At 73.6% G+C, this 18,561-nt stretch carries 12 protein-coding genes; 5 read left to right on the top strand and 7 right to left on the bottom strand.

Translation table 11 applies throughout. The features are described from left to right. The first annotated feature begins 24 nt into the window (after positions 1 to 24). Positions 25 to 1,086: a M23 family metallopeptidase gene (locus ABZZ38_RS24345; RefSeq protein WP_356743528.1), complete on the top strand. Its 1,062-nt coding sequence runs from the start codon at positions 25 to 27 to the stop codon at positions 1,084 to 1,086. A gap of 87 nt (positions 1,087 to 1,173) precedes the next feature. Here the strand turns inward: ABZZ38_RS24345 and ABZZ38_RS24340 are convergent, their stop codons facing one another. The 4 genes from ABZZ38_RS24340 to ABZZ38_RS24325 all read right to left on the bottom strand — a co-directional run bounded on the left by ABZZ38_RS24340 (position 1,174) and on the right by ABZZ38_RS24325 (position 6,578). Next, a complete protein-coding gene (locus tag ABZZ38_RS24340) occupies positions 1,174 to 2,487 on the bottom strand; it encodes a PrsW family intramembrane metalloprotease (protein WP_356743526.1) in 1,314 nt (437 codons plus the stop codon). A 245-nt stretch (positions 2,488 to 2,732) separates the two neighbouring features. After that, positions 2,733 to 3,506, bottom strand: coding sequence for a tRNA (guanosine(46)-N7)-methyltransferase TrmB (trmB, locus tag ABZZ38_RS24335; RefSeq protein WP_356743524.1), 774 nt, complete (start codon positions 3,504 to 3,506; stop codon positions 2,733 to 2,735). Positions 3,507 to 3,806: 300 nt separating this feature from the next. Next, complete coding sequence (gene lhgO, locus ABZZ38_RS24330; RefSeq protein ID WP_356743602.1) at positions 3,807 to 4,979, bottom strand: L-2-hydroxyglutarate oxidase; 1,173 nt, start codon at positions 4,977 to 4,979, stop codon at positions 3,807 to 3,809. A 150-nt stretch (positions 4,980 to 5,129) separates the two neighbouring features. Beyond that, positions 5,130 to 6,578: an MFS transporter gene (locus ABZZ38_RS24325; RefSeq protein ID WP_356743522.1), complete on the bottom strand. Its 1,449-nt coding sequence runs from the start codon at positions 6,576 to 6,578 to the stop codon at positions 5,130 to 5,132. Between the two features lie 573 nt (positions 6,579 to 7,151). Between ABZZ38_RS24325 and ABZZ38_RS24320 the strand changes: the two genes are divergently transcribed. After that, on the top strand, positions 7,152 to 9,242 hold the full coding sequence (locus tag ABZZ38_RS24320) for an asparagine synthase-related protein (RefSeq protein WP_356743520.1): 2,091 nt from the start codon (positions 7,152 to 7,154) through the stop codon (positions 9,240 to 9,242). A gap of 171 nt (positions 9,243 to 9,413) precedes the next feature. On the opposite strand, the gene ABZZ38_RS24315 is transcribed toward ABZZ38_RS24320, so the two are convergent. After that, a complete protein-coding gene (locus ABZZ38_RS24315; protein ID WP_356743518.1) occupies positions 9,414 to 11,351 on the bottom strand; it encodes a sigma-70 family RNA polymerase sigma factor in 1,938 nt (645 codons plus the stop codon). 393 nt (positions 11,352 to 11,744) lie between these two features. Continuing rightward, positions 11,745 to 12,617 (bottom strand): helix-turn-helix domain-containing protein, encoded by an 873-nt coding sequence (locus ABZZ38_RS24310; RefSeq protein ID WP_356743516.1) that lies wholly within the window; start codon positions 12,615 to 12,617, stop codon positions 11,745 to 11,747. 352 nt (positions 12,618 to 12,969) lie between these two features. On the opposite strand from ABZZ38_RS24310, the gene ABZZ38_RS24305 reads away from it, so the two are divergent. Further along, a complete protein-coding gene (locus ABZZ38_RS24305) occupies positions 12,970 to 14,370 on the top strand; it encodes an NAD(P)/FAD-dependent oxidoreductase (RefSeq protein ID WP_356743513.1) in 1,401 nt (466 codons plus the stop codon). Positions 14,371 to 14,533: 163 nt separating this feature from the next. Next, positions 14,534 to 16,201, top strand: coding sequence for an ATP-binding SpoIIE family protein phosphatase (locus tag ABZZ38_RS24300; RefSeq protein ID WP_356743511.1), 1,668 nt, complete (start codon positions 14,534 to 14,536; stop codon positions 16,199 to 16,201). Here ABZZ38_RS24300 and ABZZ38_RS24295 read toward each other — a convergent pair. Then, positions 16,198 to 17,457 carry an MFS transporter gene (locus tag ABZZ38_RS24295; RefSeq protein WP_356743600.1) on the bottom strand — a complete coding sequence of 420 codons (1,260 nt, stop codon included), beginning with the start codon at positions 17,455 to 17,457 and terminating at the stop codon, positions 16,198 to 16,200. The two genes, ABZZ38_RS24300 and ABZZ38_RS24295, sit on opposite strands and share 4 nt — an antisense overlap. 143 nt (positions 17,458 to 17,600) lie before the next feature. Here ABZZ38_RS24295 and ABZZ38_RS24290 point away from each other — a divergent pair, with 143 nt between their 5' ends. Continuing rightward, positions 17,601 to 18,140 (top strand): MarR family transcriptional regulator, encoded by a 540-nt coding sequence (locus ABZZ38_RS24290; RefSeq protein ID WP_356743509.1) that lies wholly within the window; start codon positions 17,601 to 17,603, stop codon positions 18,138 to 18,140. The last annotated feature ends 421 nt before the right edge of the window (positions 18,141 to 18,561 follow it).

Here is an 18,561-nt window from a genome sequence, read left to right as displayed (position 1 = left end):
GCCCCGGAGGCCCCAGGGGTCCGCGTGCCCCTCTCGGCCCCCTACGCCGCCGCTTCATACGGTTCCGGTGCCCCCGCTGACAGACAGTGGGAGGAATGGAACCCCACCGAGGAAACCGTCCGCCCCGTCCGGGGCCGCCACCGGATCGCCAAGCAGCGCGGCGGGCTCGCGCGTAGCTCCACCGTCCTCGGCGTCGGTGTCATCGCGGCCGTCGGCGCGGGCGGCATGGCCACCGCGCAGGACAAGCCGCAGGTCTCCATATCCCTGCCCGATCTGCCCGGAGCGATCGCGGACAGCCTGCCGGACGCCGAGTCCCTGCCGGGCGTCGGCTCCCTGATCTCCGACGACGACGTGGCCGGCGACACCGCCGTGAACACCGCGCCGCTCACCGCCGCGACCCTCACCACCGCCGAGCGCCCCACCGAACAGCAGGACGGCGCGGCCACCGCGGGCGAGGCACTGCGCGCCCGTATCCTCCAGCAGGCCGAACAGCAGCAGGCGTCCGCCGACGCGGCGGCCAAGGCCGCCGCCGAGAAGCAAGCCGCCGAGCAGGCCGCCGCCGCGGCCAAGGCCCAGCAGACCGCCGCCGAGAAGCAGGCCGCCGAGGCCAAGGCGAAGGCCGAGGCCAAGGCCGAGGCGGAAGCCGCCGCCAAGGCGGAGACCGAGCGCCTGGCCAAGCTGGCCGCGAGCTGGTCCCTGCCGACGTCCTCGTACACCATCACCTCCACCTACGGGCAGTCCGGCTCCATGTGGTCCTCCGGCTACCACACCGGCCTCGACCTGGCCGCCCCGACGGGCACGCCCGCCAAGGCCGTCCACAGCGGCACCGTGAAGTCGGCCGGCTGGTCGGGCGCGTACGGCTACCGCATCGTGCTGGAGCTGGAGGACGGCACCGAGGTCTGGTACTGCCACCTGTCCTCGATGACCGTCAGCGCCGGGCAGCAGGTCGGCACCGGCGAGACCATCGGGCGGGTGGGCGCCACCGGCAACGTGACCGGGCCGCATCTGCACCTGGAGGTGCACACGGCCGGCGGCGACGGGATCGACCCGATGGCGTGGCTGCGCGGCAAGGGCCTGAACGTCTGACGCCTGAGGGCCCGAGGCCTGAGGGCCCGACGCCTCGCCTTCCGGCGCGGTCCGGAGGACGCAGGAGTGGGGCCGGAGTGGGGCCGCCTAGCTGCGGTACGGGTTGTAGCCGCCGTAGTCGAGGTACGGGGGAGGCGCCCACACCCGGCCCGTCGCGCGCGCCGCGTACGTGAGTGCCGGTCCCGCCATCTCCTTGCGCTGCCACAGGTGGTGCAGCAGCTCCTGCTCCCGCGCCACGAAGTCCGGGCCCACCGCACCGCGGCGGGCCCGGTGGCGCAGAAACGCCAGCGACGTCGCGAACGCCTCGTACTCGCCCACCGCGCGCGCCGCCGCCGGGCCGAAGGAGCGCGCCGCGTACGCGCGGGCCAGACCGCGCGCCCGCATCGAGGAGAGGGCGAGCGGCTCGGTGGGGGAGAGCCAGCCCGCCGCCGCGTACGCGGGCAGCTCACCGGATATGGTCCGCAGCTCACGCTGCCGGGTCCAGATCACCAGCCACGTCAGCAACCCGAACGCGGGCACCATGAACGCGCCGTACACCGCGTAGAACCCCCACGGCCCGAAGGCCGCCGACCCGTTCCACAGGGCGTGCACGCCCATCGCCAGCGCGAGCCCCAGCAGCGGCAGCGCGACGCGGCGTACCCGCTTGCGGCGGGCGGTGAGGGCGGCGATGCCGAAGCCGATGCCGGTGAGCACGGTGAACAGCGGGTGCGCGAACGGGGACATCACGATCCGTACGAAGAAGGTCGCGGCCGTGACGGACGCGATACCCGACGTCCCGAACTCCTGGTCCTCCCCGAAGGCGTTGCCCAGGTAGAGGATGTTCTCCGTGAAGGCGAAGCCGGTCGCCGTGAAACCCGCGATGACGACGCCGTCGACGATTCCCGTGAAGTCACGTCTGCGGAAGAGGAAGAGGAGCAGCACGGCCGCCGCCTTGGCGCTCTCCTCCACGACGGGCGCTATGACGGTCGCGCCGAGCGTGTCGGCGGCCGCGGGGTCGGCGGTGGCGGTGGCTATCCAGCGGGTCGCGAAGCTGTTCGCGATGATCGCGACGAGCGCCGCCGCGCAGGCGCCCCAGGAGAAGGCGAACAGCAGATTCCGCCAGGGGCCCGGCTCGACCCGGTCGAGCCAGCGGAACGCCGCCATGAGCAGCGGCACCGGCAGCATGGCGAGGCCGAGGCCCACCAGGAAGCCCTGGGTGCCGGTCTGCTCCCGCACGAGGGCGAGGATCACCAGCCCGCAGAGGGCGAGGAGAGTGAACACCGCGCCGACCCGCACGACCCTGCTGCGCCACAGGCGGCGGGGCTTGTAGCGCCAACGGGCACGCTCCGGCACGGCGTCGAAGGACGGCTGGTCCTCGTACGCCGGGACGGCAGGGTGGTGGGGCGGGAACGAGTGGGTCACACAACGACCCTAACGAGGACCACTGACAGACCGCGACGAGTTGGTGACGAGGACGGATCGGTCGGATCGGTGGACTCGGTCGGGTCGGGTCGGTGGGCTCGGTCGGGTCGGTGCGGTTGGTCGGATCGGTGGGGTCGGCGCGATCGGAGCAGACGGACGATCGGAGCAGACGGACGGTTGGAGCGGGCGGACGCGAGGACCGGCAGACCGCTTTGATCGCGGGCCCCGCGGGCCCCGCGGACCGGTCAGGACCGCTGCGCGCGCCGGAACAGCAGGTCGTGCACCACGTGGCCCTTGTCCAGCCCTTGCCCCTCGAACCGGGTCAGCGGCCGGAAGGCGGGCCGGGGCGCGTAGCCGCCGTCGGCCTGGGTGTTCTCGAAGTCGGGGTGCGCGGTCAGCACCTCCAGCATCTGCTCCGCGTACGGCTCCCAGTCCGTCGCACAGTGCAGGACGGCCCCGGGCTTCATGCGGGACGCGGCCAGGGAGAGGAACTCCGGCTGGATCAGCCGCCGCTTGTGGTGCCGCTTCTTGGGCCAGGGGTCGGGGAAGTACACGCGCACGCCGTCGAGGGCGTCGGGCGTCAGCATCTCCCGCAGCAGGATGATCGCGTCGCCGTTGGCCACGCGTACGTTGGTCAGGCCTGCCTTGTCGGCGAGGCCGAGCAGATTGCCCTGGCCGGGCGTGTGCACGTCGACCGCGAGGATGCCGGTCGACGGGGCGTCGGCGGCCATCTGCGCGGTGGCCTCGCCCATTCCGAACCCGATCTCCAGAACGACCGGCAACCCGCCGAACATCTCGTCCAGGTCGAGGACCCGCTGCCCGTCGATGTCGAGGCCCCACGCGCCCCACAGCCGCCGCAGGGCGTCGGCCTGCCCGGGCGTGACGCGGCTGCGCCGGGGCTGGAAGCTGCGGATCCGCCGCTCGAAGTGCGACCCGGCGGGGTCGGGCGCGGGCCCCTCGGGAAAGCGGGGCTCGCCCTTGGGGCGGCGGGGGAGGGCGGTTTCTGGGATCTCAGACACAATGCCCCGATTCTACGGCGCCCGCGCGAGGGGGCGGCAGGGCCGGCGCCGAGGGGCGGCGCGCCCCGGGTGCGGGTGCGGGTGCCGGTGCTGGGCGCCGGACGGATTCGGGGCGCGGGGGCCGACACGGCAGCCCCCGAGACGTTCCCCCGACACGGTGGGGGCCCGGGAGCCGGGGCGGCGGCCCGAACCGGCGGATTCGGGTCCGAGCCCGAGCCCGGCGGGTCCGAGCCCGAGCCCGGCATGCCGGGTCGAGCGGCGGGCCGGGTCGAGCGGCGCGCGGCGGGCGGCCCGGGAGGGTCAGCCCAGGTGGGCCAGCGCTCGTTTCGCGATCTCGCGGCCGATCGGGAGGGATGCCGTCGCCGCCGGGGACGGGGCGTTCAGAACGTGCACCGTGCGGGGTGCCTCACGGATCAGGAAGTCGTCGACCAGCGTGCCGTCCCGCAGCACCGCCTGGGCCCGGACGCCCGCCGGGGCGCGGCGCAGGTCGCCCGGCTCGACGGAGGGGAGCAGGCGGCGCACCGCCTCCGTGAAGGCGGCCTTCGAGGCGGACCGGTGGAGTTCGCCGGCGCCGTACCGCCAGTGGCGGCGGGCGATCCGCCAGGAGCCGGGCCACGTGAGGGTGGAGGCCAGGTCCCGTGGGCGGACCGTGGACCAGCCGTACCCCTCGCGGGCCAGCGCCGGGACCGCGTTCGGCCCGACGTGGACGCCGCCGTCGATACCGCGTGTGAGGTGGACGCCCAGGAAGGGGAAGGCCGGGTCGGGGACGGGGTACACCAGGCCCCGCACCAGCTCCGGTCGCCCCAGCTCGTAGTACTCGCCGCGGAACGGCACGATCCGCACGCCCGGGTCGTCACCCGCCAGCCGCGCGACCCGGTCGCAGTGCAGCCCCGCGCAGTTCACGAGCGCCCGCCCGCGGACGATCGTCCCGGTCGCCGTGCGCACCGCGACGCCCCACGGCCGCCGGTCGACGGCGGTGACCTCCGCGCCGTACCGGATGTCCGCGCCGGACGACTCGGCGAGCTGCGCGGCGACCGCGCCGTAGTCGCACACGCCGGTCGTCGCGACGTGGATCGCGGCGAGGCCCCGTACCCGCGGCTCGTACTCGGTGATCTGCGCCGGCCCCAGCTCCCGTACCGGAATGCCGTTCTCCCGGCCCCGCTGGACCAGGGCGTGCAGCCGGGGCAGCTCGTCCCGCTCGGTCGCGACGATCAGCTTGCCCGTGACCTCGTACGGCAGGTCGTACTCCGCGCAGAACTTCACCATCTCGGCGGCGCCGCGCACCGCGTACCGCGCCTTGAGGGAGCCGGGCCGGTAGTAGATGCCGCTGTGGATCACGCCGCTGTTCCGCCCGGTCTGGTGGCGGGCGGGTCCGGGCTCCTTCTCCAGCACGGTCACACGGGTGCCCGGAGCGGCGCGGGTGATCGCGTACGCCGTGGACAGGCCGACGATCCCGCCGCCGATCACGAGCACGTCGCAGTCGTAACAGCCACCTGTGCCGACTTTTCCGACTTCTTCGGCCTTGCCGTCTTTGTCGTCGCCGTACGCGGACACCGTGCCACCTCCCACCCCAGATACTGCACTGGCCCACTGACAATGGCCTTAAACCAGGTGGGACACGGCTCACGCCGGAGCCATCAGCAGCGGTCGCGCCCGCTCGCGCAGCTCCACCACCCGGGGCTCGTCGCCGTACGGCTCCAGCCGGTGCAGGAGGTCCCGTACGTACTCGGTCGTACGCGCCGACGATATGCGCCCGGCCACCTCCACCGCGCGCGTGCCCGCCGCGCACGCCGCGTCCAGGTTGCCCGACTCCAGCTCGGCCACGGCGCTCACCACCAGGCGCAGGCCGTGCGAGCGCACGTACTCCTCCGTCGGCCGCGACAGCGCCTGCTCCGTGAACCTGCGCACCTGGCGCGGCGCCTTCAGATCCCGGTAGCACTCGGCGGCGTCCGCGCAGAACCGGTCGTACGAGTAGAAACCCAGCCAGGTCGGGTCCGCGTCGCCCTCCCGCGACCGCTCGAGCCACCCCTCCGCCGCCTTGAGCGCCGCCCCGGCCGCCACCGCGTCACCCGCCTTGGCGTGCGCCCGCGCCTCCACCAGCCGGAAGAACGACATGGTCCGCGCCGTCGCCAGGCCCCGGTTGCGTTCCAGCGCCGCCTGCGCGAGGTCCACGCCCTCGTCGGCGAAGCCCCGGTAGGTGGCCTGCAGCGACATCGACGCCAGGACGTACCCGCCGAGCGGCACGTCCGCCGCGGCCCGCGCGAGCCGCAGCGCCTGGATGTAGTACCGCTGGGCCGCCTCCTGCTGGCCGGTGTCGAACGCCATCCAGCCCGCCAGCCGGGTCAGCTCGGCGGTCGCCCCGAAGAGCGCCCGGCCGACCTCGTCCGAATACGACCCCAGGAGCAGTGGGGCCGCGTCCACCCGCAGGCACTCCGGCACCATCGACGAACGCCAGTCCCCGCCGCCGTACTTGGAGTCCCAGCGCCGGGCGTCCTCCGCCGCCTCGCGCAGCTTCGCCACATCGCTGTGGCCCACGCGCGCGTGCCCCACGCCTTCGGGTCCGTCATGGCCCTCGGGCCCCTCCTCGGGAGGCACCGACCGCTCGACCGACGAGTCGGCGGGGGTGATCAGCCAGCGGGACGCGGGCGTCGCGTACGCGCTCACCGCGAACGAACCGGCCAGCGACTGCCAGATGCCGCCACCGCCGGCCCGCCGTCCCGCCAGATCCAGCCGGTACAGGTCGGTCGCCGCCTTCACCGCCTCGCCGACGTCCCGCGGGAAGGCCAGGCCGACCTCCGGCGCCGGGTCGGCGTCCGCCAGACCGATCTCGTGCAGCGGCACCGGCCGGCCGAGCTTCTGCCCGATCGCGGCCGCGATCAGGTGCGGCGCGGCGCCCTGGGGCACCATGCCCTTCGAAACCCACCTGGCCACCGACGTCTTGTCGTACCGGAGGGTCAGCCCGCGCTGCGCTCCGAGGTCGTTGACCCGCCGGGCGAGGCCGGCGTTGCTGATTCCCGCGAGGGCGAGAACGGTGCCGAGCTTCTCGTTCGGCCCGCGTTGCTCCCTGGACATGCGCCACCCCTCGACACCCAGACGGCCGCCGCGACGCCAGGCATAGGCGCGCGGCATTCGTAAACCCAGCGTAGTTCGCCGGATCCCGACCGTTAAGAGGTGGTGTCCCGTATGGCGAGATTGTTGTGCGTACGGGCGGATGGCCGGTCGCCGTCCGCGCGCCCGCCACCACGCCGCCGTGCTCCGGCCGTGTGGCCGTGCGCCCGTACGTGCGCTCTGGCCCGGTCCTCGCGGGGAGCGCTTCCATGAGACCTGCGTGGGTCGGCCCGCTGCGTACTGGAACCAGTGGGCTGGGGGACACCGCCGCCTCAATCCCCGCGGGCGGCGGACCGGTCCGGGAGGCGAAGGGCGCCTCCCGGGCTGGGGGTCGAGATCGTGCCGGGAACGTACAAGGACGGTTCAGATTGGCTGAATGATGCCCATCGCTCCGCCGGTCGAACCATCGTCATATGGCCAATGCCAGGGGCGTGTTCCCTTTTTGTACGCGCGTCCCTGGAGCCCTCCTGTGCGCCGTTGTCGTGGCAGCATGTCCTCATCTGGTGCTGAGGTTGTCCACAGGCGGTGGAGGCGGCGATGCGGTGGCTGGTGGGGTGGAGCAGTATCGCCGCGAGCTTCGGTACGGCAGGTGCCGTCGGTGCGGACGACGACAGTCGCACCGTGCACCCGGTCGGCGCGCAACTCCTGTGGGGGGATCCCGATCCGCTGTGGGCGGTCGGTGACTGGCGTCCCGACGAGGTGCGGGTCGTCTCGGCCGATCCCTTCACCCGCCTCGCGGTACTGGGCTGTTGCGCCGCGAGCGACGAGGAACTGAGGGTCGGGCTGTTCGCGGCGCGCGGCGGCGCGATGCGCCATCTCACCGCCTGGCCCGGCAGTTACACCGCCGTCGTGCAGACCGGCAGGCGCATCATCGTCACCGGGGACCTGGCCGGGGCGCGCCCCGTCTTCCACACCCCGTGGGCGAACGGCACGGCGTACGCGACGGCCGCCCTGCCGCTCGCCGACCTCATCGAGGCGCAGCTCGACATCGGCCACCTCGCGGCGCTGCTCGCCTGCCCCGAAACGCCCGAGGCGCTGCGCGACTCCACCCCGTACGTCGGCGTCAAACGCGTACCCCCCGGCCACGCGCTCGTGCTGCGCGAGGGCTCGCGCGAGATCACCGGCTACGAACCGGTCGCCTCCCTCGCCGTCGCGGGCCCGCAGATCGACCCGGACCGGGCCGTGGAAGGCGTACGGGACGCACTCGTCGAGGCCGTACGGGCCCGGCTCACCGCCCCGAGGCACGCGCCCGAGACCCTGCCGCCCGACCCCGGCCCCGTGCCCGGGATGGGCCCCGCCGACCGGCGCGCGGCCCGCGGGGCGCCCGCCCCCGGGATCGGCGCGGACCTGTCCGGCGGCAGCGCGTCCAGCACCCTGGCCCTGCTGGCGGCCGGACTTCCCGGCGCGCCCGGCACGATCCTCGGCCACGGGACGGGCGCGGGAGAGCGACTCCTCGCCGTCACCTTCAACGACCTGGCCACGGGAGGACGCGACGACGAACTGGAGCGGGCGCGGCTCATCGCGGAGAACCCCCGGCTGCACCATGTGGTGGTCGCCGCGGCCGAGGAGGCGCTCCCCTACGTTGAGTTGGAGGGCCCGTTGACCGATGAGCCCGGACCCTCCCTGGTGACCGCCGAACGGCACCGCCGCCGCCTCGCCGCGGGCAGCGCCGACCACTTCACCGGGCACGGCGCCCGGCAGGTCCTCGACGCCCACCCGGCACGCCTGGCCGACCTGCTGATGGACCGCCGCCGGCGCCACCTGCTGCGCCCCGTCACCGCGCTCGCCAAGGCCAGCGGGCCCACGGCGGGCTCGCTGCTGGTGCCGCTCACCGTCTACCGGGCGGCGCGCAAGCTGGCCCGTACGCCCTACCGGACCGGCCTGGAGACCGCCGCCGATCTGCTGCTGGCCGCCAACCGTGCGGCGCCCTCGGCGAGCGGCCCGCTGGGCGCCTCCCTCTCGGCCCTGGCCTGGTCCCGGCCGGGCCCCGCGGCGCGATGGCTCACGGGTGAGGCGCTCGCTGAAGTATCGGTTCGCCTCGGGCAGGCGGCGATCCGGGCGACGTCCGTCCAGCGGCCGGGCGAGGCACGCGCGCGTGCGGCCCTGGCACGGCACGCGGCGGACCACCGGATCCTGGAGCAGGCCGCGGAGATCCGCAGCCAGCGGATGCACGCCCCCTTTCTGGACAACCAGGTGGTACGGGCCTGCCGCGACCTCCCGGAATCCCTCCGCGTCCAGCCGGGCGCCCGCGCCGCCGTCCTGCGCGCCGTCCTCGCGGGCGCCGGCGTCCACGACCTGCCCCCGGGCTGGGGCGCCCCCTCCCACGCCCCGTCGGCCGCCGCCACCCGCGCGGGCCTGCGCCTGGCCCTGCCCCAGCTGATGGCCCTCTTCGACGCCCCGCTCCTCGCGGACGCCGGCCTGATCGAGGCCCGCGTGGTCCGCAAGGCCCTGCGCGCCGCCTCCGAGGGCGAACCGCTCCCCCTGGACGGCCTCGCGGACCTGGTCTCCACGGAACTCTGGCTCCGCCGCCTCCTCGCCCGCCGCGGCACCTGCTGGACGGGCACGGCGGCACCCCGGCAACGCGCGGTGGCCGCGGGCGTCCCCCCACGCCCGACCCTGCGCTCCTGACCCCCGGAAGGCGGCGGTTGGCTGCCGCGCAGGGCCGGGGTGCCGCTGTGCCCGGGGCGCGATAGAGGGCTGAGCCCCTCGGGGGCGGGGGCTCACGCCGCGGCCGGCCGGGCGTCCTCCGCCGGTGCGCGGCTGACGCCCGACGACGTGCCGCGCTGCCCGACTGCACCGTCAGCGGCAGCTGATCCGCGACTGCGCCCAGTCGGCCGGGGCCGCCGCGGCCAGAGGTGTCGGCGCGTGCGGCTCGACGACGAGCCGGATCGTCGTACGGCCGGTGATCGCGACGTGCACCGGCACCGCCGCGTCGCCGCCGCGCAGCACGGGCGACTGCCACAGCCGGGTGCCGCCGTCCCCGTACACGGAGAAGCGCACCGCTCCCAGCCCCAGCGCCATGTCGTCGACGCCGACGAGCGCGTCGTACGTGGCGCACGACCGGTTCAGGTCGACGGTGACGGACGACCGCGCGTGCACGGTGACGCCGTGCCCGTACCTCGTGCCGCCGATGGACATGCCCCAGCGCTGCCACAGCCAGCTGGACCGGCCCAGTCGCACCTCCGGCCCGGTGTGGTCGCCGACGAGGTCGTACCGCAGCTCGTTGAGCCGGTACACGGCGGGCGCGGGCGGCGGAGGCGGCGTGGCGGTGGGCCGTGGCCCGGGCACGCGGGTCGGCGTCGGTTCCGGGGCCGGCGGGCGGGCGGGCGCGGCGGTGGGCGGCGCGGTACGGACGGGCGCGGTACGGACGGGCGCGGGCCGCGCCGGGGCGGCGGTGGGCGTCGGCGTACGGGGCGGAGCGGGGCTCGGTATGGGCAACGGTGCCGGTGCCGGTAGTGGTGTCCGGCCGGGCCTGTGACGTGTCGGGGCCGGCCGGGGAGCCGGTTCCCGTGGTACGACGGGCTCCGCCCGCGGCGGCACGGCCTCCGCCCGGGGAACGGGTGACGGGTTGCCCGACAGGGCCCACACGAGCCCGGCGGTCGCCGCGAGGGCCACGGCCGCCGCGATACCGGCCTTCACGGGCGCGCCCAGCCCCTCGGCCGCCGCGCCCCCGGCCCCCGCCGAACCGCCCGCCGAACCGCCCGCTGACCCGGTTGCCGCCGCAGCCGCGCCGGCGCCCGCCGTACCCGCCGCGCCCCCGGCGGCCACCACCCCCGCGGCCTTGAGGGACGCCCCGGCGGCGAACCAGCCGATGACGGCGACCGGCAGCAGCGCCGGGATTCCGGCGTTGACCTGCTGCAGCTCGCCCACCGTCAACCGGCACCGGGCGCACTCCTCCAAGTGCTTGCGCAGCCCCCGCTCGGCCCGAGTCCGCAGCCCGCCCCGGGCGTACGCGCCGAGCCGGTCGGCATAGCGCGCACAGTCACCGCCCGTCGTCAGGGACTGACTCACATGGGCCTGTAGGTACGCCTGCTTGAGCCCCTCACGCGCCCGGCTCGCCAACACCGCCGTCGCGTTGGCGGTCAGCCCGAACAGCGGCGCGACCTCGCTCGGTGACTCCTCCTCGACCGTCGTGTGCCACAGCACCGCCTGCCACCGCTCGGGCAGCGAGCGGAACGCCTGGAGCGCCAGCGATCGCTCGGCCGCGTGCATGGCTCGCACGTCGGCGCCCACGTCGAGCGTGTCCGCCTGGGACACCTCCGCCGTACGCGCCGACTGCGCGGCGAACACCGCGAAGTCCTCGACCAACTGCTCGCGTTTGGCGGTCCGGGTCCAGGCCGCCGCCACCCGCCGTACCGTCGTCAGCAGATACGCCCGCACGGCGTGTTCGGGCCCCGCGCCGCCGCGCACGGCCTGGAGGGTTCGGACGAACACCTCGGCGGTCAGGTCGTCGGCGGTGTGTCCGTCCCGGCAGCACGTGCCGGCGTACCGCCGGACCGCCGCGGCGTGCCGGCGGAACAGCTCCTCGTACGCGCCGTCGTCACCGTCCCGCATCCGCCGCACCAACTCGGCGTCCGACGGCGGCAGCTCGAGCGGCGGCGGCGGAAGGACGGAATCGGAAGAGCCGCCCCATCGCTGAGCCGGCACACTCGCCTCACCGCCACCCCGGCCGGGACCGTCGGCCCGGTCGGTCCGATGGGTGCCGCCCAGCGGCTCGCCGCGATCCTCACCGCTCATCGCGGACGCCCCCGTACCACTGCTCGGACCGGAATTCCGGGCCAGCGTGCCACAGAGCCCCACCCCGGCCGGAGCCGTTGGCCCGTCAACCACTCATCCGGGGAGGTTCACCGAAATAGAGCACGATTCCCCACCCGTTCGGGGTATAAGCCCGAGCCACGCCCGCGATGAACCCCAAGCCACGCCCGCGATGAACCGCGAACCATGCTCGGCCGAACCGCCGAACCGCCGAACCGCGAACCATGCTCGGCCGAACCGCCGAACCGCCGAACCGCGAACCATGCTCGGCCGAACCGCCGAACCGCCGAACCGCCGAACCGCCGAACCGCCGGACCACGCCCGTCCTCGGCGGCGCGGCGGGTGGGCGCCGCGGCGCCCACCCGGCGACGCGCGTCACATGGGCCGGGAGCGGAGCCCCTCCAGCAGGATGTCCAGCAGCCGTTCCGACGCCGCGCTCTGCTGGGCCGCGTCCGGCAGCGAGGGCGCCGCGGTCGCGATGACCAGCAGCACATCGGCCACCGTCACATCGCCGCGCAGCTCACCCGCCTCCCGGGCCCGGTCGACGAGCCGGCCGACGACCTCCAGCAGCTCCGACGCGCCCGCGTCGTCCAGCTCCTCCGCCGGTGCCGGACGCGGCGCGACGACGCGCAGCCCGGACGCGACGGCCCCACCCGGGGCGGAAGCCCCGCGCTGCTGCGGCAGCGGCGTGTTGTCGAGCGCGCCGGCCGGGGCACCGTCCCCGTCCACGCCGACGCGCAGCACCTGCGGCGGCAGGAGCCGCCCGGCGCCCGAGGCCACCGACGTCCGCAGGAAGCGGGAGAGCGCCGACCAGGGCTCGTCCTCCTGACCCAGCGCGGCCCGCGCCTGCTCGGTCAGCCGGGAGGTCTCCTCCTCGGCTATGCGGCGTACCAGGACGTCCTTGCTCGGGAAGCGGCGGTAGACCGTGCCGACCCCGACGCGGGCCCGCCGCGCCACGTCCTCCATCGGCGCGCCGTACCCCAGCTCGCCGAACACTTCGCGGGCCGCCCGCAGGACGTGCTCCAGATTGCGCTGTGCGTCCACACGCAGCGGGGCCGTACGCCCTCCGCCGCTCACGGCACGTACGCTTCCGCCGCCGAGGCCGCTCCCGGCACCGATGCCGCCACCGGCACCGATCCCGTTACCGCCGCCGATCCTGCTGCCGGCATCGAGACCGATACCGGACCCGGACCCGGCCCCGTCCGACGACGTGACGACGGCCTGCCAATGCGAATCCTGAATGTGCATGCGTTTCCCCCGGTAATGACGTCTCCCCCCGGAGACTCCCCGCCCTGACCAACCGGGGTCCCGACCCAACGTGCTCAGGTCATGCGCAACGACCGGACACCCCGACGACATACGAACATAGTTGAGTCGGGGTCAATTCAGAAGGGGCAGTTCCGTCCGGTGCGCCCCCCGATCGGAGCAAGGACCGGATCACTCCCGATTACAGCCCCCCGCACCACCCCGCTCTCACCGCCTGACCTGCGGATCCACCCGCTCGCACGGCGCTCGCGCCACCCCGCGTCTCCCTCGCCCGCCGGTCACATAAATTGACGGGCCTGTGGACAAACGCGGGAGCCCGTTGCGTCATGGGAGGGTGACCGAACCTGTGCGCGTTCTCGTTGTCGGCGGTGGCTACGTCGGGATGTACACCGCCCTGCACCTCCAGCGGCTGCTCAAGACGCAGCTCAGAGGTGGTACGGCCGAGATCACCGTGGTCACCCCCGACCCGTACATGACGTATCAGCCCTTCCTGCCCGAGGCGGCGGCCGGCAACATCTCCCCCCGCCATGTCGTGGTGCCGCTGCGCCGCGTCCTCGACAAGTGCAAGATCGTCATCGGCGAGGCCAAGAGCGTCGACCACGCCAAGCGCACCGCGACCGTCACGACCCTCGCCACCGACGAGGAGGGCGCCGGCCCCGTCCAGGTCGCCTACGACGAACTGGTCATCGCGCCCGGCTCCATCTCCCGCACACTCCCCGTCCCCGGCCTCGCCGACTACGGCATCGGCTTCAAGACGGTCGAGGAGGCCATCGGGCTGCGCAATCACGTCATCGAGCAGATGGACATCGCCTCCTCCACCCGCGACCCCGCCATCCGTGACGCCGCCCTCACCTTCGTCTTCGTCGGCGGCGGATACGCCGGTGTCGAAGCCCTCGGCGAGCTGGAGGACATGGCCCGCTACACCGCGCGGTACTACCACAACATCAAGCCCGAGGACCTGAAGTGGGTGCTCGTGGAGGCGACCGACCGCATCCTCCCCGAGGTCGGGGAGGACATGGGCAAGTACACCGTCCGTGAGCTGCGCGCCCGCAACATCGACGTACGCCTCCAAACCCGCCTGGAGTCCTGCGAGGGCCGCGTCGCCGTCCTCAGCGACGGCACCCGCTTCCCCACCCGTACCGTCGTATGGACGGCGGGCGTCAAACCCGCGCCCGTCCTCGCCTCCACCGACCTGCCCCTCAACGGACGGGGCCGCCTCGCCTGCACCCCCTTCCTCACCGTCGAGGGCGTCGAACACGCCTGGTCGGCAGGGGACGCGGCGGCCGTCCCCGACGTCACGGCCAAGGAACCGGGCAAGGAGTGCGCGCCCAACGCCCAGCACGCCGTGCGGCAGACCAAGGTCCTCGCCGAGAACCTCGTCGCGTCCCTCCAGGGCAGGCCGCTGAAGCAGTACGCCCACAAGTACGCCGGGTCCGTCGCCTCGCTCGGCCTCCACAAGGGCGTCGCCCACATCTACGGCCGCAAACTCAAGGGCTATCCGGCCTGGTTCATGCACCGCGCCTACCACCTCAGCCGCGTGCCCACGTTCAACCGCAAGGCGCGCGTGCTCGCCGAATGGACGCTGGCCGGGCTCTTCAAACGCGAGATCGTCTCCCTCGGATCGCTGGAACACCCGCGCGCCGAATTCGAACTCGCCGCCGGACCGCCGCCACAACCGGACCCCAAGGAGATCGCGGAAGGCGGAACCGCGGACGGCGGAGCCAAGTCCGACTGACATAACGGTGAGCTGGCACAGGGCCGAAGCAGCCGAAGCGGCTGAAGCAAATGCCGACGCCATTGTCAGTGCGCTCGGTCACACTGGACGTGTGACCATAGGTGGGCTCACACCTGCACAGAGTGACTCGGCACGGCAACGACACCATGAGGCATACAGATCCGTGAATTTCACGCGTTGGAGCGCCCGGCTCCCCGGAACGCAGCGCCGCGCCGCCGCGCGCGGAACCGACCCTGGGGTCTCGCCGGCGCAGCGGGGGGACGGCTCCGTCCCCGCGGCGCGAGGTGAGTCAGGCAAGGGTGAGCCCGGTCAGCCACCGGACCCCCTGCCCGACGACGTCCCCGCCCTGGAGGACTTCTCCGTACGCGAGATCCTCGGCCGCCTCCCGGGCCTGGTCGCCCTGGCGTACGGCCCTGAGCACCGCATCGCGTACGTCAACGACGCCTACGCCACCGCCTTCGGCCACCGGGCCCCCGGCACCCCCGTCGCGGGCGGCTGCCCCGAGCTGACCGAGCTCGGCCTGCTCCCCCTGATGGACCAGGTGCTGCGCAGCGGAAAGCCCCGCACGGTCAAGTCCCGCCGTACGCACGGCGGGTCGTACACGGTGACCTGCCTCCCCGTCGACACGCCCGGGGACGCGGGCGGCGGGATCCTCGTCCACGCGGCGGACGTCACCGACCACGCCGACGCCGCCGAGCGGCTGCGCGCCAGCGAACGGCGCCACCGCGAGACCGCGGTCACCCTGCAGAGGTCCCTCCTCCCCCAGGAGCTGGAGCAGCCCGACGACCTGCGCGTCGCCGCCACGTACCAGCCGGGCGGTACGGACGCCGCCGTCGGCGGCGACTGGTACGACGTCATCACCCTCGGCGCCGGCCGCACCGCGCTGGTCATCGGCGACGTCATGGGCCGTGGTGTGCGTGCGGCGGCCGTCATGGGCCAACTGCGCACGGCCGTACGGGCCTACGCACGCCTCGACCTGCCGCCCCACGAGGTGCTGCAGCTCCTCGACGGGCTGGCCGCCGAGATCGACGCCAGCCAGATCGCCACCTGTGTGTACGCCGTCCACGACCCGAACGAAGGCCGCCTCGTCTACGCTTCCGCTGGCCACCTGCCGATCCTGGTCAGGGACGAGGACGGCACCGTGCGCCGCGCCGAGGAGCCGACCGGCCCGCCCCTCGGCACCGGCGGCTGGCTCCACACCTCCGGCTCCATCGCCCTGCCGCCCGGCTCCACCGCCGTCCTCTACACCGACGGCCTGGTCGAGCGGCGCCGCGAGGACATCGACGAGGGCGTCGCCTCCCTGGAGCGGGCCCTGTCCGGCGCCACCGGCAGCCCCCAGGTCGTCTGCGACCGTCTGCTGCGCTCCCTCGGCGTGACCGCGGAACACGACGACGACGTCGCCGTCCTCGTCCTCCAGCACCCCAGCCGTACGGGCCCGGACGCCGAGCTCTTCCACAATGCCGCGCTCGACCTGCTCGGCGGCGTGGAAGCGGCTCCACGCGCGCGTGCCTTCGCCTCCGGAGTGCTCTCCAGCTGGCGCTTCCCCGTCGAACTGCGCGACCTGGGTGTCCTCGCCACCAGTGAACTCGTGGCGAACTCCCTCCAGCACGGCACGCCGCCCATGCGTCTCAGGCTCCGCCGCACCGACCGGCGCCTGATCATCGAGGTGACGGACGGCGACGACCATCTGCCGCGCCGCCGCCGCGCCGAAACGGAGGACGAGGCGGGTCGTGGCATTTCGATCATCGCCACGATCGCCTCGTCCTGGGGCTGCCGCCGCACGCCCGGTGGCGGCAAGGCCGTCTGGTGCGAGTTCGCGCTGCCGGGTTAGACGGTCGTCTCCACGGCGGACTCCGGTGTGTGCCGGGCGACCACCCGGGACTTCGCGGCGAGGTACGGGTGGTCCTGCGCCGGCGTCAGCTTCCTGCCCAGCCTCAGGGCCAGGAGGGTGATGCCCAGCGAGAAGAGGACGAAGGTCACGACGTACGGCCCGTGCAGCGCGGCCCCCATGGGCCCGCCCACGGCCGGCCCCACCGCCAGCGCGAGCTGCTTGACGAGCGCGAACGCCGAGTTGTACTGCCCGACCATCGATTCCGGCGCCAGGTCCGCGACCAGCGGCGCCACGGTCGGCGACAGCATCGCCTCGCCGAGCCCGAACAGCCCGTACGTCGTGATGAACGCGGCCGTCGCCATCGCCTGGCTGCCGTGCCCGAGCCCCGCGTACCCCGCGAAGAGCCACGCCACGGTCCAGATCAGCCCGACCGCCGCGATCATCCGCGTCCGGCGCCGCCGCTCCACGAACCGCAGCACCAGGAACTGAGCCGCCACGATGACGGCCGTGTTCGCGGCCAGGGCGACACCGAGCGTCGACGGTTCGATCCCGGCGGCCTCCGTCCCGTACGCGGCGAGCCCCGACTCGAACTGCCCGTAGCAGGCGAAGAACAGCACGAACCCCAGCACGCACAGCTGCACCATCGCCCGGTGCCCGAGCAGCGTGCGCGCGCCGCCCCTGCCCTCGGGCCGGGCGTCCGTGATCGACGGCGTACGCGGCATCCGCACGGTCGCCGCGACCCCGGCCAGCACCAGGAACATCGCCGCCTCGATCGAGAAGAGCAGCAGGAAGCTGCCCGGCCGGCTCTCGTCGACGAGCTGGCCACCGATCAGGCCGCCGATCCCGAGCCCGAGGTTCTGCAGGAAGAACTGCGTGGCGAACGCGCGGGTCCGCGTGGACGTGGACGAGCACCACACGATCATCGTGGCGAGCGCCGGCTGCATGACGGCCGTACCGGCACCGAGCAGCGCCGCCGCGAGGACGACGGTGGGAACACTGTCGGCCGGCCCCATGCCCAGGGCACCGACGGCGGCCAGCAACGCGGCCCCCACCAGCACGGGCAGAGGACCCCGACGGTCGATGGCCCGCCCGGTGAAGGGGAGGACGACGAGAGCGGCCATGGCGAAGACCGCCAGCACGGCCCCCGCCGTACCGGCGCCCAGGTCCCGCACCTGAGCCACATACACATAGAGATACGGAACGGTGAACCCGAGCCCGAACGCGCTCAGCACGTTCCCTGCCTGGATCCGGCGCATCGCCGCGCCCATCGCCTTGGTCACACTCACCCACTTCGAGACTGGAGGTCTTACCTCGGAAGACTTCAATACTAAAGTTCGATCCTTAACTCTACACATAGAAGAACTTCGACGCCAAGCCGTGCCGTGGGATACTGCTGCTCATGTCCGATACGCCGGAGCCGAGCCTCGACGAACAGATCGCCGCCTACCAGCGCGAGTTCCGCGACCTCGACCCCCAGGTCGAGAAGGTGGTGTCGGCGCTCGGCCGGCTGAACCGCCGTATGAACGTCGCGTACGGCCGTCAGGTCGCCGAGCTCGGCATCAGCAACGCCGAGTGGGAGGTCCTCAAGCACCTCGTACTGTCCGGCGCCCCCTACCGCCTGGGTCCGGGCGAGCTGGCCAAGCGGCTGGGGCTGACCCCCGCGGCCATGACCCACCGCATCGACCGCATGGCGGCCGACGGTCTGGTCACCCGCGACCGCGACGAGAACAACCGGGTGCGGGTCATCGTCGAGCTCACGGACGAGGGCCGGGCCAAGTGGCTCGAGGCGATGCGCATGGCGACGTCCTTCGAGGAGGACCTCCTCCAGGACCTGTCGGGCGAGGAGCGCGGCGTGCTGGGTGAGCTCCTGATCCGTCTCCTGCGGCGGGTCGAGCACGCCCAGCCCGACGCTGGCGGCCGGCTGACGGGCCTGGACTAGAAGCCCCGGCGGGTGGGGCTTGACACGGCCCCTGCCGATCCGTAGGGTTCTTCGAGTTGTCGCGGGGCCGGAACGGTTCTGCGGCGACCCATCCCGCCGCGAATGCGGCAACCAAACTCAGCACGATCTCCCGACCGGGATGTTTTTCGGCATGCCGAAATTCATTTCGAAGACCCGATTATGAGTCGCCCGGGAAATCCGCTAGAGTTTGAAACGTCGGAACGGCCCAACGGGTCGGGATGACAGCCCCTCTGACTGGGAATCAGGCCCGAAAGGATCTGATAGAGTCGGAATCGCCGGAAAGGGAAACGCGAAAGCGGAGAACGGCCCGGCAGCCCGCTCCAGCGGGTGGCGGAAACGGAAAACGGATCTGCTAAGCTGGAAACACGAAATACCGAAGGGAAGCGCCCGGAGGAAAGCC

This window comes from Streptomyces sp. NPDC006368 (assembly GCF_040612535.1).
Taxonomy (GTDB): domain Bacteria; phylum Actinomycetota; class Actinomycetes; order Streptomycetales; family Streptomycetaceae; genus Streptomyces.
Note: the sequence above shows the minus strand (reverse complement) of the source record. Positions and strands in the feature narration are given on the sequence as shown.

Bases quoted from the DNA above. Each gene is read 5' to 3' on its own strand.
- ABZZ38_RS24310 (WP_356743516.1), bottom strand. From the start codon at position 12,617: ATGCACATTCAGGATTCGCATTGGCAGGCCGTCGTCACGTCGTCGGAC.
- ABZZ38_RS24315 (WP_356743518.1), bottom strand. From the start codon at position 11,351: ATGAGCGGTGAGGATCGCGGCGAGCCGCTGGGCGGCACCCATCGGACC.
- ABZZ38_RS24290 (WP_356743509.1), top strand. From the start codon at position 17,601: ATGTCCGATACGCCGGAGCCGAGCCTCGACGAACAGATCGCCGCCTAC.
- ABZZ38_RS24295 (WP_356743600.1), bottom strand. From the start codon at position 17,457: ATGCGCCGGATCCAGGCAGGGAACGTGCTGAGCGCGTTCGGGCTCGGG.
- ABZZ38_RS24320 (WP_356743520.1), top strand. From the start codon at position 7,152: ATGCGGTGGCTGGTGGGGTGGAGCAGTATCGCCGCGAGCTTCGGTACG.
- ABZZ38_RS24325 (WP_356743522.1), bottom strand. From the start codon at position 6,578: ATGTCCAGGGAGCAACGCGGGCCGAACGAGAAGCTCGGCACCGTTCTC.